We start from the raw sequence: 14,442 nt of genomic DNA on the forward strand, positions 1-14,442 counted from the left end.
GAAGGAACCCCATGAGCGCTGCCACCGTCGTCCTGGCCGGCGGAGGAACGGCCGGACACATCTCTCCGCTGCTGGCCATCGCCTCCGCCATCACCCGGCTGGACCAGCAGGCAGAGCAGTCGGTGATCGGTACCCCCGCCGGACTGGAGACCCGGCTGGTCCCGGAGGCCGGCTACCCGCTGGACCTCATCGACAAGGTGCCCTTCCCACGCCGGCCCACCCCCGATGTGCTGCGCTTCCCCTCCCGGTTCAACCAGGCCACCAGGGAAGCCCAGGCGATCCTGCAGAAGCGTGGAGCAGACGTCGTCGTCGGTGTGGGCGGCTATGTGTGCCCCCCGGTGTACAGGGCGGCTAAGAAGCTGGGCATCCCGGTGGTGATCCATGAGGCCAATGCCCGCCCCGGGCTGGCCAATAAGTGGGGTGCACGCTCGGCTGTCTTCATCGGCACCGCCTTCGAGAACACCCCGCTGAAAGGCGCCGAATGGGTGGGAATGCCGATACCTCAGCAGATCTCCCAGCTGGACCGGGAGGCAGAGCGCGCAGCGGCCCGGACGCAGCTGGGACTGGACCCAGAAACCCCCACCCTGGTGGTCACCGGAGGCTCCTCCGGGGCGCTGAACCTCAACCAGGCAATAGCCTCGGCGCTGAATGACCTGCTGGGCACCGGCGCCCAGGTGCTGCACCTGACCGGTCGGGACAAAGAGCTCTACAATCAGGCCGGGAAACTGCTCACAGCCCCGGGCTACCACCAGCGGGTCTACCTCGACGGCATGCACTTGGCCTATGCGGCAGCAGACGTGCTGATCGCCCGGGCCGGGGCGGCCACCGTCTGTGAGGTCGCCGCGGTGGGGCTGCCCGCAGTCTTTGTGCCGCTGCCCATCGGCAACGGCGAACAGGAGCTCAACGCCCGCGGACTGGTGGACGCCGGTGGCGCTTTGTTAGTCAAGGACGAGCACTTCACCCGGGAGTGGATCAGCCGCAATGTGCTGCCGCTGCTGAAGGATCCCCGACTGCTGGCCACCATGCAGAAGCACTCCGCCGAACGTGGTATCACCGACGCCGACGAGCGGATGGCGGCCCAGGCCCTCAAGGCGGCCAAAGGATGAACCTGGAAAGTATCGGCCGGGTTCACTTCCTGGGCCTGGCCGGAGTGGGCGTCTCCGCAGTGGCCCGGCTCATGCTGGCCGCCGGGGTGCCCATCTCCGGCACCGACGCCAAGGAGCTGCCGGTGCTCGATGAGTTCCGCGCCGCCGGTGTGCCGGTGCGGGTGGGCTACAGCGCGGCGAACATCGCCTCCATTGAGGCTGAGGCCGGGGAGCCGATCAGCACCGTGATCGCCTCCTCGGTGGCCACCGCCGGCAACCCAGAGTACGACGCCGCTGCAGCAGCAGGCGCCACCCTGCTGCACCGTTCCCAGGGCCTGGCCGCCTGTATGGCCTCCCGCCGGGCGATCGCGGTAGCCGGTACCCACGGCAAGACCACCACCAGCTCGATGACCGCGGTGATGCTCGATGCCGCAGGTGAGGATGTCAGCTTCGCCATCGGTGCCACTGTGGCGGGCCTGGGCAGCAACGCCCGGCTCGGCTCCGGGGAGTGGTTCGTGGCTGAGGCGGATGAGTCCGACGGTTCGCTGCTGAACTACGCCCCCGAGGTGGCAGTGGTGACCAACGTGGAGCCTGACCACCTGGACCACTACGGCACTGCAGAGGCCGTACAGCGGGTCTTCGATGAGTTCACCGCCCGGATTGTGGGCGGCGGAGCCCTGGTGGCCTGCTTGGATGATCCCGGCGCTGCTGCCCTGCTGGAGCGGGTCCGCGGGACGCTGAGCACACGGGGGGTGCGGATCCTCACCTACGGCACCGGCCCGGAGGCTGATATCCGCCTCAGCGAGATCAGCACCTCCGGGGTCGGGCAGTCCGCAGTGCTCAGCTGGGAAGGTCAGCAGGCTGCGCTGCAGCTGCCAGTACCGGGCCTGCACAACGCGCTCAATGCCGCCGCAGCCCTCGCCGCCGGAATCGCCGCCGGGTTCAGTCTGAGCGCCTGCGCGGCTGGGGTCAGTGAGTTCCGGGGCTCCTCCCGCCGGTTTGAGCTGCGGGGGAAGGCCGCCGGAGTACAGGTCTATGACGACTACGCCCATCATCCCACTGAGGTGGCCGCCGTGCTGGCCGCCGCTCGCAGTGCGGCCGCCGGTAAGGTGCATGCGGTCTTCCAGCCGCACCTGTTCAGCCGTACCCGCGATTTCGCCGCCGAGTTCGGCCAGGCGTTAGAAGCCGCCGACAGCGTGACAGTCCTGGAGATCTACCCGGCCCGCGAGCAGCCCATCGCCGGAGTCAGTGCCAAGCTGCTGGGCCACCCGGTGCTGGACCGTCAGGAGGCGGCCCGGACCGTGGCGGCAGCCGCTATGCCCGGGGATATGGTGCTGACCATCGGTGCCGGAGATGTCACTCATCTGGCCCCGCAGATCCTCACCGCCCTGCAGGAGCGGCAGTGAGCGAACAGGGCAGAGCAGCAGCCCTCGAATTTCCTGAGCCGGAGGCAGTTGGGTCGCGCCGGCGGCGTCGTCGTACCCTGATCGGGCTGGCGGTGACCTTCGCTCTGCTGCTGGGGCTGGTGGCGGTGGTCTACTTCTCCCCGCTGCTGGTGCTGCGCAACATCCAGATTGAGGGCAATGAGCTGGTCACCGATTCCCGGGCCGATGAGCTCCTTGCTGACCTCTACGGGCAGCCGGTGGCCCAGATAGGCACCGGGGCGGTGCGCGAGCGGCTGGCTGCGGAGAACGCGGTGGCTGAGGTGGAGACCCGGATCGAGCTGCCCTCCACCCTGCATGTGGAGCTGGTGGAGCACCCGCCGGTGGCTGAGGTGCATCGTGATGGGAACGTGCTGCTCTACTCCGAGCACGGCGAGGTGATCCGCACCTTTGCCGGGCCCGAGCAGCTGGAGGCCGAGGACTACGCCACCCCGGAGATCTCATCCGAGGCCGCCCTGGAGGATGAGGCGGTCTTCGGCACCATCGTCTCTGTGCTGGGTCAGCTGCCCCCGGAGGCCCGTGCCCAGCTGGACTCTGCCACCGCCGACTCCATCGACTCCGTACAGCTTCAGCTGGCCGATGGGCGCACCGTGGTCTGGGGCTCGGATGACCGCAGCCAGGAGAAGGCCGCCGTGCTGGGCTCCATCCTCGGCTCTGAGGAGGAAGACTTCCTGGAGGCCGAGGTGATCGACATATCCACGCCGACCGCCCCGGTTATCCGGTGAGCAGGCCTGCGGCGGGTATGGTGGTCGCAACAACTGAAAACAGCGCCGACCTCCCCTCTGCTCAGGTTCAAGCTCAACTTGAACCTTGCTGGTGGTGGCGGCGGAGCTGAAGAATGACTCACTGTCACGAAGACTCCCAGCCGGCGGGCAGCAATGCCGCGACGGGGTCCGCCGTGGATGAGCCGCCCGAGGCACCCGCGAACTGCCTCGGTAGGTTTCGGACCCACGGTGGACGGGTGAAGACAGTGAGGAGCCGTTCTCGGCTTCGCCCGCTGGCGGGGGTCTTCGTGCACTTATGACTTTTCGAGAGCTAAGGGACTAACTCACGTGGCAACACCGAACAACTACCTGGCCGTGATCAAGGTCGTCGGCATCGGCGGCGGCGGCGTCAACGCCGTCAACCGGATGATCGAGGTGGGCCTGCGCGGCGTGGAGTTCATCGCCATCAACACCGATGCTCAGGCCCTGCTGATGTCTGATGCCGATGTCAAGCTCGATGTGGGCCGCGAGCTGACCCGAGGACTCGGCGCCGGCGCAAACCCTGAGGTGGGCCGGCAGGCCGCTGATGACCACACCGAGGAGATCGAAGAGGTCCTGCGCGGGGCTGACATGGTGTTCGTCACCGCAGGCGAGGGTGGCGGCACCGGCACCGGCGGGGCCCCCGTGGTAGCCCGGATCGCCCGCTCCCTGGGCGCACTGACCATCGGTGTGGTCACCCGTCCCTTCACCTTTGAGGGGCGGCGTCGGGCCTCCTCTGCAGAGTCCGGTATTGAGGCGCTGCGCGATGAGGTGGACACCCTGATCGTGATCCCCAACGACCGGCTGCTCTCCATCTCCGATAAGAACGTCTCAGTGCTGGACGCCTTCCGCTCCGCCGACCAGGTGCTGCTCTCCGGTGTGCAGGGCATCACCGATCTGATCACCACCCCGGGCCTGATCAACCTGGACTTCGCCGATGTGAAGTCCGTGATGCAGGGTGCGGGCTCCGCACTGATGGGCATCGGCTCGGCCAACGGAGAGGACCGTGCGGTCAAGGCCGCCGAGCTGGCCATCGCCTCCCCGCTGCTGGAGGCCAGCATCGACGGCGCCCACGGCGTGCTGCTCTCCATCCAGGGTGGTTCCGATCTGGGCCTGTTCGAGATCAATGAGGCCGCCCGCCTGGTCCAGGAGGTGGCCCACCCGGAGGCCAACATCATCTTCGGTGCGGTCATCGACGATGCCCTGGGCGATGAGGCCCGGGTGACCGTGATCGCCGCCGGTTTCGACCAGGCCGATGTCACCTCCAAGCCCGCTGCTCCTGCCGCACCCGCCCCGGCCCAGCGCCCGGTGGCCCCGGTGGCCGGAGCCACCGCTGGTGTGGCCGCTGCTTCAGCCGGCTCCCAGGACACCGCTCCGCAGCAGCGGGTCTCCCCGGCCCCCGCCCCGGAGTCCGAGGAGGAGCTGCCGGAGATCGTGGAGTCCGACTACACCGGCAAGAACGACGACGAGCTCGACGTCCCCGACTTTTTGAAGTAGCGGCACTCAGTAGCCCAACCCACTCCCGCCCTCTTGGGTGGGGCCCATCCTTGCAGAAGGGTTGGAGATGCTCCGGGCCCTTCAACGAGTTTTGAGGCCAGAGACCCGGGTTTTGTTTCAATATCGGCCCGGACAGGGTGGAGAATGAAACAAAGGCTGGGTGGATTGGTCGAAGGAGGGCACGCCGGTGGCTTTGTGGTGGGAGAGCGTACATGCCGGGTTCCGCCTGGGCTTCACCTCACGGGCTGACGGAAACCTTGCGCTGCATGTGGGGTCCGCCGACGACGCCGCGGGCAACCGGGAGCGCTTAGCAGCCCGCCTCAGTCTGAATCCGGGGGAGTTGAGATTCCTCCACCAGGTGCACTCCGCTGATGTGCTCGATGCATCCCAGGCTGAGCATGGGACTGTGCACACCGGGGATGCCTGGGTCTCCCCGGACGGCTCCCACCGGCTGGCCATCATGGTGGCCGACTGCCTGCCGGTGCTCTTCTATGCCGAACGCCGCGATGCCAGCCCAATGACCGCCGCAGCCCATGCCGGCCGTCCGGGACTGATCGCCGGGATTCTGGAGAACACGGTCAACGCGCTGGTCAGCCGAGGTGCTGAGCAGATCACCGCCTGGATTGGGCCGGCGGCCTGCGGGAACTGCTACGAGGTGCCCCAGCACATGCACGATGAGCTCACCGCACACCGCCCGGCATTGGCCGCTACCACCAGCTGGGGCACCCCGGCACTGGACCTGCGCGCCCAAGCGGCTGCACTGCTGGAGGAGGCAGGGGTGGCCGTGATTGATGTTCCCGGCTGCACCATCGAGGACCCGGCCCTCTTCTCCCACCGCCGCAGCCAGCGCACCGGCGAGCCCGAAGGCAGAATCGCTGGCATCATCACACCGCTGCCCTGAGTTGCCTCGCTGAGTGCATGATCTGTGCAGCATTTTTGGGTGATCTCGGGCCAAAGTACTGCACGAATCATGCACTCAACGGATAGACGGATAGTTGGGGCTAGGTGCGGGGTCTGGGGTTGACCGGGCGGTGGGGTTGAACGGAGGGGCGGCGCGGGGGCGTGGGGCTGACCGGGGTCTGGGGCTGACCGGGGGCTGGGGCTGACCGGGGGCTGGGTGCGGAGCCTGGGGCTGGGTGCGGAGCCTGGGGCTGACCCCAGGCGGGATGCTGCAGGAGAGGCTGCAGGGAATGCTGCAGAGGAGCAGGTCAGAGGGGAAGTAGGGTAGTGGTGATGGATTTTGTCACTGCGTTCCGCTCGGCCGCGGAGAACACCGAGGACGCCCGCACCCGGCAGATTGCCCAGAACCTGGCCGCGGTGCATCAGCGCATCGACGCTGCCATAGAGGCTGCCGGGCGCCAGGACCGGCCCGAACTGATTGTGGTCACCAAGTACTTCGGCGCCGAGGACGTGCGGCGGCTCTACGAACTCGGCGTGCGTGAGATCGGGGAGAACAAGGACCAGGAGGCTGCCGCCAAAGCTGCCGAGACAGCCGATCTGGAACAGCTGCGCTGGCACTTCATCGGTCAGCTGCAGACCAATAAGGCCAAGTCCGTGGCCCGCTACGCGCATTCGGTGCACTCAGCAGACCGGCCCAAGCTGGTTCGGGCGCTGAGCAGCGCTGCAGCCCGCGCTGTGGAAGAAGGTCACCGGGAGACCCCGCTTGAGGCGCTCATTCAGGTGGATCTGCGCGACCCGCTGCCCGACGATCAGCGTGGCGGAGCAGCACCGGCAGATATCCCGGCCATCGCCGAGGCCATTGCCGGCTCCGAACACCTGCACCTGGCCGGACTGATGGCTGTGGCCCCACTGGGGGAGGCGCCCGAACCGGCCTTTGAACGTCTGCAGCAGCTGGCGGCGCGGCTATCCGAAACCTATCCGGAGGCCACCGAGCTCTCCGCCGGAATGAGCCAGGACCTCGAAGCAGCTGTCAGAAATGGTGCGACACGCCTGCGGATCGGGCGCGATGTGCTCGGCGAGCGCCCACACCCCTAGTAATGTCGGAGTCGCGACACAACCGTAACCTTCCCCAGGAGCTTGAACCATGGCCGGTGCATTCAAGAAAACGATGATCTACCTCGGCTTGGCCGACGGTGATGACTATCACGAGGACAGCTTCGGCAGTGATGAGCCCCGCTCATCCCGCCACGGCTCCTCCGGCAGCGCTGCAGCTGCCACTGCTACCAAGACCCGTCCTGCCGCGGCCCCCGCGCAGCACACCGGGGCAGTGGTGAGTCTGGCAGATCATGCCGCATCCACCGCAGAGCAGGACCACAGCGCCGACCCGGCAGGCTCGTACAACAGCACCAACCTCGCGGTGGACCCGGACTACCGGGCGCCGGTGACCCCCATCAAGCGTGCCCCTTCCTCCCGGGATGAGAACTCAGAAATGCGAAAGATCACCACAGTCCACCCCCGCTCCTACAACGACGCGAAGATCATCGGCGAGTCCTTCCGCGAGGACATCCCGGTGATCATGAACGTCACCGAGATGGGTGAGGCCGAAGCCAAGCGCCTGGTGGACTTCGCTGCCGGGCTGGTGTTCGGCCTGGGCGGGTCTATCGAGCGGGTCACCAATAAGGTCTTCCTGCTCACCCCCAAGAACGTCGAGGTGCTCGCCGAGGAGAAGGCTGCTGCTGAGCCTGAGTCCAGCAGCAGCAAGTTCTTCAACCAGAGTTAGCCCCGGGGCGCCGTACCCGCCGCTGCCCCTCTCGGCGGACAAGGCCCTGCCCGCCTTCGCCCCTGAAGTCGCTGCTGCCTGATGTGGCCGACACCACCGGATGGCGTTTGCAGGGCTGCCTCACGTCGGCGGCACTGCTTCGCGCAGCTCACTCGGCACGTCGCTTCGCTTGTGTCTCCAGGTCGCCTGTAGGCTAATCTGCTGTGGACCTCTTCACTGCACCGCTCTACATCCTCCTGACCTTCTACCAGTACGCCCTGGTGACCAGGATCATCTTCAACATCACTGAGTCCTACGCCCGCGACTGGCGGCCCAGAGGAATCGTGCTGGTGGCAGCAGTGGCCACCTACAGCGTCACCGACCCGCCGCTGCGCTGGCTGAACCGGAAGATCCCGCCGCTGAACTTGGGCGGAATCGCCCTGGACCTGGGGTTCATCATCGTGTTCTTCGCGGTGATGATCGCCAAAGGGCTGCTGGCGGGCACAGCCGGCTAGGCCGACGCCGTGCCCTTGATCTGGCCTGTAATGAAGCCTGACTTGAAGGTTTAGGTCGAAGCGGATCAGACTTGCTGGGTATTCTGTCCGCCGAGACACTGTCCAGCAGCAACCGGCCCTGACGATGAGGTGACGCTTCCCATGGCTCTGACGCCTGACGATCTCCTGAACAAGGAGTTCCCGGAGACCAAGTTCCGCCCCGGATACGATAAGGACGAGGTGGATGACTTTCTCGACGAGGTTGTGGTCGAATGGCGCCGCCTGATCCAGGAGAACGAGGAACTGAAGTCCGAGGTTGCTGGCCTGCAGGACCAGCTGGAGGGCACCGACTACGTGGAGCCCGATGAGCTCAACGACGCCGGGCTGTCCGGATACGCCGGCACCGCCGCCGAGGTCACCGATACCTTCGAGGCGGTCACAGACGACGACGCCGCAGCTGAGCCTGATCAGCCGGAGCCCACCGAGGAGCCCTCCGCACCTGAGGCTGAGGAGCCGGTCGCCGAGCAGCCCGAGCACAATGGCGACCCCAACGTCACCGCCTACCCCGAGTACGCCCTGGGCACCCGGCCCGCTCAGGAGCGCCCGGCTCCGGAGCCGGCCCCCGCCGCCTCCAGCGAGGCCCCTGCTGCCGAGGCCGCCGGTGTGCTGGCCATGGCCCAGAAGCTGCACGACCAGTACGTGGCCGAGGGCGAGGACACCCGTGCCGCCTACATCAAGGAGGGTGAGGACACCCGTGCGGCCTACATCTCCGAGGGCGAGTCCAAGCGCGCTGAGCTGATCTCCGAGGGCGAGACCACCAAGGAGCAGCTGATCACTGAGGGCACCGAGCAGCGGGCCGAGCTGATCGCCGAGGGCGAGCAGACCCGCGCGGAGTACATCGCTGAGGGCGAGGCCAAGCGCACTGAGCTGATCCACGACGCCGAGACCCGCGCGGAGTCGATGATCGAGGAGGCCGAGCTGACCTCCACCCGCACCCTGAACGCCCTGGAGCGCAAGAAGGGCGACCTGGAGGTCAAGGTCAGTGAGCTCACCGGCTTTGAGCGCGACTACCGCGCCCGGCTGAAGGACTACATCGAGTCCCAGCTCAACGACCTCAACTCCAAGGGCAGCATCGAGCGAGAGGCCGCCGGAGAGTAATTTGGCCGTAGACTAGGGGCGATGTCAGAAGTCTCCCGAAAACCTAGCCGCAGAACCGCGATCCTCCTGGCCGGAGTGGTCGCGGTTTTTGCGTGGATCGCCGACCAGTCCACCAAGCTGCTGGTGGAGCGCACTATGGAGCTGGGCCAGCAGATCGATGTGCTGCCCCCGGTGCTCTACTGGCGCTACCACCTCAACCCCGGGGCCGCGTTCTCGATGGGCACCGACCACACTTGGGTCTTCACCATCATCCAGGCCGTGGTGCTGTGCCTGGCACTGTTCTTTCTGCGCCGGCTCGGCGGCTCCTGGCTGTGGACCCTGGGCCTGGGCGGACTGATCGGCGGGGTGGCCGGCAACCTCACCGACCGGCTGTTCCGGGCGCCTTCGTTGGTGGACGGCAGCTTCCAGGACTTCGGTCAGGGGCATGTGGTGGACATGATCGCAGTCCCGCGCTTCGCCATCTTCAATGTGGCCGACAGCTTCATCGTGTGTTCGATCATCGGGCTGTGCGCCATGATGATCTTCGGGCTGAACATTGACGGCACCCGGGAGACCAAGAAGAAGAAAGATGACGATGCCCGATTGAGCCCAGAGGAGACCGGCGGTTCCGCCGAGCCTCCTGAAACCCCACTGAGCCGAGCGGAATGCGGCGCTTGCGGGGCTATGTCTGAGGCGACAGAGGATTGCCCGCGATGCGGGCAGGCGATCGGGCAGCGTGAGGGCGAGCGCCCGAACGCCGCCGAGCAGGAATCATGACCCAGACCCACCAGGTGCCCCCACAGTTGGGCAATAAGCGGGCCGACGCCGTGGTGGCCGGGCTCTGCGACAGCTCGCGCACCGAGGCGGCGCACTGGATCGCCGAGGGCCGGGTGACCTGGGCCCAGGACCGCAGCCAGGCCGGGTCGCAGTCGGGCCGGGCCGCTGGGGCCGTGGTGAAGAAGTCGGAGAAGCTGCCTGCAGGGGCGCTGATCACTGTGGACGAACCTGAGCCGGTGGACCCGGCCGAGATCAAGGTGGAAGCTGTGCAGGATATGAGGCTGCTGTACCAGGACGAACACCTGGTGGCGGTGGACAAGCCGGTGGGAGTGGCCGCGCACCCCTCCCCGGGCTGGCAGGGTCCCACGGTGATCGGTGGTCTGCTGGCCGCCGGGGTGCAGATCGCCACCTCCGGCGCCCAGGAGCGCCGCGGCATCGTGCACCGGCTGGATGTGGGCACCTCCGGGGTGATGGTGGTGGCCAAGACTGAGCAGGCCTACAGCGTGCTGAAGGAGGCTTTCCGCAACCGCACCCCTGCCAAGATCTACCACGCACTGGTGCAGGGGCTGCCTGACCCGCACGAGGGAACCATTGATGCGCCCATTGGCCGGCACCCCGGGCACGACTGGAGGTTCGCGGTGATCGACGGCGGACGTGAGGCCCGCACCCACTACCGGCTGATCGAAGCCTACGGTAAGGCCAGCCTGATGGATATCACCTTGGAGACCGGCCGCACCCACCAGATCAGGGTGCACTTCTCCGCCCTGGGCCACCCCTGCGCCGGGGACCTGACCTATGGGGCGGACCCCGCACTGGCCAGTGTGCTGGGCCTGACCAGGCAGTGGCTGCATGCGGTGGAGCTGAGCATCGACCACCCGGTCAGCGGCGAGCGGCTGAGCATCCGCAGCGATTATCCGGCAGATTTGGCCGAAGCATTGGAGCTGCTGGGCGAGTAGGCGCCAGGCGGGGAGGGTCCCTGCCGGTGCTCAGTGACTGCCAGGGCTGTGTCTGGCGTGCTGTCCGGGGCCCTGATGGCTATTCTGGAGTGCTGAGTGGTACGGGAGAGAACGGGAAGGAACTATGGCTGAGAACTTCGTGCACCTGCACAATCACACCGAGTACTCCATGCTCGACGGCGCGGCGAAGATCGACGAGCTCTTCGCCGAGGCCAAGCGGCTGGGCATGGACTCCATCGCCATGACTGACCATGGGTTCCTCTTCGGCGCTTATGAGTTCTGGAAGAAGGCCCAGGACTATGACATCAAGCCGATCATCGGCCTGGAGGCATACCTGACCCCCGGCACTCACCGCACGGATAAGACCCGGGTGCGCTTCGGCGACGGTATCGACGATGTCTCCGGCACCGGCGCCTACACCCATATGACGATGTGGGCCTCCTCCACCGAGGGCATGCACAACCTGTTCCGGCTGGGCTCCCGGGCCTCCACGGAGGGTCACTTCTATAAGCCCAGGGCCGATCGGGAACTGCTCAGCGAATACGGCAGGGGGCTGATCGCCACCACCGGCTGCCCCTCCGGAGAAGTCCAGACCCGGCTGCGCCAGGGCCAGTATGAGGAGGCCAAGAAGGCTGTAGGGGACTTCCGCGACATCTTCGGGCCTGAGAACTTCTACGCCGAGATCATGGACCACGGCAATGAGATCGAACGCCGCACCAAAGCTGATCTGCTGCGCCTGGCCAAAGAGATGAACCTTCCGCTGGTGGCCACCAACGACCTGCACTACACCCATGAGCATGACGCCCACACCCACTCTGCTCTGCTGTGCCTGCAGACCGCAGCCACCCTGGATGACCCCAAACGGTTCAAATTCGACGGCGAGGGCTACTACCTGAAGTCCCCGGCGCAGATGCGCGAACTGTTCAAAGAGTTCCCTGAAGCCTGCGACAACACCCTGGCCATTGCCCAGCGCTGTGAGGTGGAGTTCGACCTCGATGCCTCCTATATGCCCCGGTTCCCGGTCCCCGAAGGGGAGACCGAGGAGTCCTGGTTCATCCAGGAGGTCCAGAAGGGTCTGCACTACCGCTACCCGGACGGTATCCCGGATGAGGTCCAAGAGCAGGCTCAGTATGAGATCGGGGTCATCACCCAGATGGGCTTCCCCAGCTACTTCCTGGTGGTGGCCGACTTCATCAACTGGGCCAAGGAGAACGGCATCCGGGTGGGCCCCGGCCGCGGCTCCGGTGCCGGCTCGATGGTGGCCTACGCGATGCGCATCACCGACCTGGACCCGCTGGTCCACGGGCTGATCTTCGAGCGCTTCCTCAACCCCGACCGGGTCTCGATGCCCGATTTCGACGTGGACTTCGATGACCGCCGCCGTTCCGAGGTCATCGACTACGTGGTGAAGAAGTACGGCGATGAGCGGGTGGCGATGATCGCCACCTACGGCACCATCAAGTCCAAGCAGGCGCTGAAGGACTCCGCCCGGGTGATGGGTGAGCCCTTCCAGACCGGTGAGACCCTCACCAAGGCCATGCCCCCGGACCAGCAGGGTAAGCCGATACCGCTGAGCGATATCTATGACAAGAACTCCAAACGCTACGCCGAGGCCGGGGAGTTCCGCGAGACGGTGGATGCCGATCCGCGGCTCAAGGAGATCTTCAGCCTGGCCGAGGGCCTGGAGGGCCTGAAACGTCAGTGGGGTGTGCACGCAGCCGGGGTGATCATGTCCTCCGACCCGCTGATAGACATCATTCCTTTGATGAAGCGGGAGCAGGACGGGGCGATCATCACCCAGTTCGACTATCCCACCTGCGAGACCCTGGGTCTGATCAAAATGGACTTTTTGGGGCTGCGCAACCTCACCATCATCTCCGACGCTCTGGTGAACGTGAAGCAGAACAAGGGGGTGGAGCTCGATCTGGAGACCCTGGAGCTGGATGACAAGGCCTCCTACGAACTCCTGGCCCGCGGCGACACACTCGGGGTCTTCCAGCTGGACGGCTCCGGGCTGCGTTCACTGTTGCGTCAGATGCGTCCGGACAACTTCGAGGACATTTCAGCGACCATTGCCCTATACCGGCCCGGACCGATGGGTGCTAACAGCCATATCAACTATGCGCTGCGCAAGACCGGCCACCAGAAGGTCAGCCCCATCCACCCGGAGCTGGAGGAGCCGCTGGCTGACATCCTGGACACCACCTACGGGCTGATCGTCTACCAGGAGCAGGTGATGGCCATCGCCCAGAGAGTTGCCGGCTACAGCTTGGGTCAGGCCGATATTCTGCGCCGGGCCATGGGCAAGAAGAAGAAGTCCGAGCTGGACAAGCAGTACGAGATCTTCTCCGGCGGCATGAAGGAACGCGGCTACTCCGCCGATGCGATCAAGACCCTCTGGGACATCCTGCTGCCGTTCTCAGACTATGCGTTCAACAAGTCCCACTCAGCCGCCTATGGACTGGTCGCTTATTGGACGGCATATCTGAAGATCCACTACCCGGCGGAGTATATGGCGGCGCTCTTGACCAGTGTGGGGGAGAACCGCGACAAGCTGGCCATGTATCTCTCCGAGTGCCGGCGCATGGGGATCACGGTCACCCCGCCCTCGGTCAATGAGTCAGCGCTGACCTTCACTCCGGTGGGCGATGACACTATTCGCTTCGGTATGGGAGCGGTGCGCAATGTGGGCGCCAATGTGGTGTCCGGGATCGTCAACGGCCGGCAGGAAAAGGGCCAGTACACCACTTTTGTGGACTTCTTCCAGAAGGTCCCGGCCCAGGTGTGCAATAAGCGCACCATCGACTCGCTGATCAAGGCCGGCGCCTTTGACGAGCTCGGCCATACCCGCCGCTCCCTGGTGACCATCCACGAGCTGGCTGTGGACCAGGCGGTCAAGCAGAAGAAGGACTCTGAGCAGTACGAGACCGATATCTTCGGGGCTTTCGCAGATGGAGAGGACGACGACGCCGGGTTCGAGGCCATCAGAGTCCCCGAACTGCCTGAGTACCAGAAGAAGGACAAGCTGAACTTTGAGCGCGATATGCTCGGCCTCTATGTCTCTGACCACCCGCTCTCCGGAATGGAGCGCACGTTGGCGGCTCATGCGGAGCGTTCGGTGACCAGCATCCTCAGCGAGGAGGGCCCGGCCGACGGCGCTACGGTGACCATCTGTGGGATGATCACCTCCCTGCAGCGCAAAGTGGCCAAGTCCGGCAACCCCTATGCCCGTGCCGAGATTGAGGATCTGGCCGGTTCCATCGAGGTGATGTTCTTCGGCAAGACCTACCAGGCGGTCTCCATGGTGCTGGCCGAGGACCTCATTGTGGCAGTCAAAGGCCAGGTGGACCGTCGCGATGACGGCGGAGTGGTGCTGAAAGCCATGGATGTCACCGTCCCTGAGGTCACCGATGACGGGGTCACCGGCCCAGTGGTGCTGACCATGCCGGTGCAGAAGGCCACTGAGAAGGCCATCACCGAGCTGAGGGCGACCCTGCAGGGCCACCGGGGCAAGTCTGAGGTGCAGGTTCGGCTGCTCACCGGGGAGAAGATGGAGCTGATGCGGCTGGGCAGCCAGTACCAGGTGACACCATCCCCGGCGCTCTACGGTGACCTGAAAGTTCTGCTGGGCCCGGGGTGCCTGGAGTCCTAA

General features: G+C 65.8%; 12 protein-coding genes. All 12 read left to right on the forward strand.

The features are described 5' to 3' along the window. Positions 1-11 precede the first annotated feature (11 nt). The 12 genes from murG (at position 12) to dnaE (ending at position 14,442) form a co-directional block, all read left to right on the forward strand. A complete protein-coding gene (gene murG / locus F0311_RS16950; protein ID WP_150463131.1) occupies positions 12-1,106 on the forward strand; it encodes an undecaprenyldiphospho-muramoylpentapeptide beta-N-acetylglucosaminyltransferase in 1,095 nt (364 codons plus the stop codon). Then, entirely contained in the window at positions 1,103-2,491 is a 1,389-nt protein-coding gene (murC, locus tag F0311_RS16955; RefSeq protein ID WP_150463132.1) for a UDP-N-acetylmuramate--L-alanine ligase, read from the forward strand. The genes murG and murC overlap by 4 nt, the downstream gene beginning before the upstream one ends. After that, complete coding sequence (locus tag F0311_RS16960; protein WP_150463133.1) at positions 2,488-3,252, forward strand: cell division protein FtsQ/DivIB; 765 nt, start codon at positions 2,488-2,490, stop codon at positions 3,250-3,252. The genes murC and F0311_RS16960 overlap by 4 nt, the downstream gene beginning before the upstream one ends. 327 nt (positions 3,253-3,579) lie before the next feature. Next, positions 3,580-4,767 carry a cell division protein FtsZ gene (gene ftsZ, locus F0311_RS16965; protein WP_150463134.1) on the forward strand — a complete coding sequence of 396 codons (1,188 nt, stop codon included), beginning with the start codon at positions 3,580-3,582 and terminating at the stop codon, positions 4,765-4,767. A gap of 160 nt (positions 4,768-4,927) precedes the next feature. Further along, the gene (locus tag F0311_RS16970; RefSeq protein ID WP_223881445.1) at positions 4,928-5,668 is read left to right on the forward strand and encodes a polyphenol oxidase family protein; all 741 of its coding nucleotides are present in this window, start codon (positions 4,928-4,930) and stop codon (positions 5,666-5,668) included. A 332-nt stretch (positions 5,669-6,000) separates the two neighbouring features. Next, positions 6,001-6,762 carry a YggS family pyridoxal phosphate-dependent enzyme gene (locus tag F0311_RS16975; RefSeq protein WP_150463135.1) on the forward strand — a complete coding sequence of 254 codons (762 nt, stop codon included), beginning with the start codon at positions 6,001-6,003 and terminating at the stop codon, positions 6,760-6,762. Between the two features lie 49 nt (positions 6,763-6,811). Beyond that, entirely contained in the window at positions 6,812-7,447 is a 636-nt protein-coding gene (locus F0311_RS16980; protein WP_150463136.1) for a cell division protein SepF, read from the forward strand. Positions 7,448-7,650: 203 nt separating this feature from the next. Next, positions 7,651-7,941, forward strand: a complete 291-nt coding sequence (locus F0311_RS16985; RefSeq protein WP_150463137.1) for a YggT family protein — start codon at positions 7,651-7,653, stop codon at positions 7,939-7,941. A 141-nt stretch (positions 7,942-8,082) separates the two neighbouring features. After that, complete coding sequence (locus F0311_RS16990; protein ID WP_150463138.1) at positions 8,083-9,078, forward strand: DivIVA domain-containing protein; 996 nt, start codon at positions 8,083-8,085, stop codon at positions 9,076-9,078. Between the two features lie 21 nt (positions 9,079-9,099). Further along, positions 9,100-9,834, forward strand: a complete 735-nt coding sequence (gene lspA, locus F0311_RS16995; RefSeq protein ID WP_191090005.1) for a signal peptidase II — start codon at positions 9,100-9,102, stop codon at positions 9,832-9,834. Further along, positions 9,831-10,790 (forward strand): RluA family pseudouridine synthase, encoded by a 960-nt coding sequence (locus F0311_RS17000; RefSeq protein ID WP_150463139.1) that lies wholly within the window; start codon positions 9,831-9,833, stop codon positions 10,788-10,790. The genes lspA and F0311_RS17000 overlap by 4 nt, the downstream gene beginning before the upstream one ends. Positions 10,791-10,914: 124 nt before the next feature. Beyond that, positions 10,915-14,442 (forward strand): DNA polymerase III subunit alpha, encoded by a 3,528-nt coding sequence (gene dnaE, locus F0311_RS17005; RefSeq protein ID WP_150463140.1) that lies wholly within the window; start codon positions 10,915-10,917, stop codon positions 14,440-14,442.

The sequence above is a fragment of the Nesterenkonia ebinurensis genome (genome assembly GCF_008711175.1).
GTDB classification, from domain to species: Bacteria; Actinomycetota; Actinomycetes; order Actinomycetales; family Micrococcaceae; genus Nesterenkonia; species Nesterenkonia ebinurensis.

Coding starts and splice junctions, on each gene's coding strand:
- dnaE (WP_150463140.1), top strand. CDS start 10,915: ATGGCTGAGAACTTCGTGCACCTGCACAATCACACCGAGTACTCCATG.
- F0311_RS16975 (WP_150463135.1), top strand. CDS start 6,001: ATGGATTTTGTCACTGCGTTCCGCTCGGCCGCGGAGAACACCGAGGAC.
- murG (WP_150463131.1), top strand. CDS start 12: ATGAGCGCTGCCACCGTCGTCCTGGCCGGCGGAGGAACGGCCGGACAC.
- F0311_RS16990 (WP_150463138.1), top strand. CDS start 8,083: ATGGCTCTGACGCCTGACGATCTCCTGAACAAGGAGTTCCCGGAGACC.
- F0311_RS17000 (WP_150463139.1), top strand. CDS start 9,831: ATGACCCAGACCCACCAGGTGCCCCCACAGTTGGGCAATAAGCGGGCC.
- lspA (WP_191090005.1), top strand. CDS start 9,100: ATGTCAGAAGTCTCCCGAAAACCTAGCCGCAGAACCGCGATCCTCCTG.
- F0311_RS16980 (WP_150463136.1), top strand. CDS start 6,812: ATGGCCGGTGCATTCAAGAAAACGATGATCTACCTCGGCTTGGCCGAC.
- murC (WP_150463132.1), top strand. CDS start 1,103: ATGAACCTGGAAAGTATCGGCCGGGTTCACTTCCTGGGCCTGGCCGGA.